A 1,015-nucleotide genomic window follows, 5' to 3' on the forward strand; every position below is an offset into this window, starting at 1 on the left:
AGAGACAGGTCATCGCCCTGCTGCTGGTGCTGCGCGTCGGCGACGCCCTGACGGTCGGCTTCGAACAGATCCTGCTGCAACGCGACGCCGTCGGACCAGGGGCGGCCGAGGTCCTGGACACCTTCGTGTGGTGGAACGGCGTGCGCAACCAGGACTTCGGCTACGCCGCCGCCGCGGGGCTGGTGAAGGGCGTGATCAGTCTCGGCCTGGTCCTGATAGCGAACAAGGTGGCCCACCTCATGGGCGAGCAGGGGGTGTACAAGAAGTGACCGCCGTACGAGAAGCGACCGCCGCGCGGGACGCGACCGCCGCGAGCGGCGGGCCCGCGCGCAGGCCGAGCCGGTGGGCGGCCCCGCCCCGGCCCGTGTGGGAGGAGAAGCCGAGCCGGGCCGGACTCGCCGGCAAGGGCCTGGTCCTGCTCCTGGCCTGCCTGGGCATCCTGTTCCCGCTGTGGATCGTCGTCGTCACCAGCCTCTCCTCGCGCAAGGCCATCGACGAGGCCGGCGGACTGGTGATGATCCCCACGGACATCACCTTCGTCGCCTACCAGGAACTGCTCAGCGGCGGCCAGGTCACCCGGGCCGCGCTCGTCAGCGTCGGCATCACCCTCGTCGGCACCCTCTTCTCGATGGCGGTGTCGGTGCTGTGCGCCTACGGGCTGTCCCGCAGCGGCTCGCTGGGCCACCGCTGGATCCTCATGGTGCTGCTGGCCACGATGTTCTTCAGCGCGGGCCTGATCCCCACCTACCTGCTGGTGCAGTCCCTGGGGCTGACCGACAGCTACCTCGCGCTGATCCTGCCCAGCGCGATCAGCGTCTTCAACATCCTGGTGCTGCGCGGCTTCTTCATGGGCATCTCGCAGGAACTGATCGACAGCGCCCGCATCGACGGCGCCGGGGACCTGCGCATCCTGTGGCAGATCGTCCTGCCGCTGTCCCGCGCGGTCGTCGCGGTCAACACCCGGTTCTAAGCCGTCGGCGACTGGGGGTCTCTTATAAACAAAACCGATCCCACG

The 1,015-nt window shown here is 69.1% G+C and carries 2 pseudogenes; both read left to right on the forward strand.

Going from position 1 to position 1,015, the window contains the following annotated elements:
- Nucleotides 1-269: pseudogene (locus tag ACFW2E_RS47855) on the forward strand (sugar ABC transporter permease); the annotation flags it as partial.
- Nucleotides 266-967 (forward strand): annotated as a pseudogene (locus ACFW2E_RS47860) (carbohydrate ABC transporter permease); the annotation flags it as partial. The pseudogenes ACFW2E_RS47855 and ACFW2E_RS47860, both read left to right, overlap by 4 nt.
- Nucleotides 968-1,015: the final 48 nt, after the last annotated feature.

Source organism: Streptomyces sp. NPDC058964, assembly GCF_042741275.1.
In the GTDB taxonomy this organism is placed as follows: domain Bacteria; phylum Actinomycetota; class Actinomycetes; order Streptomycetales; family Streptomycetaceae; genus Streptomyces.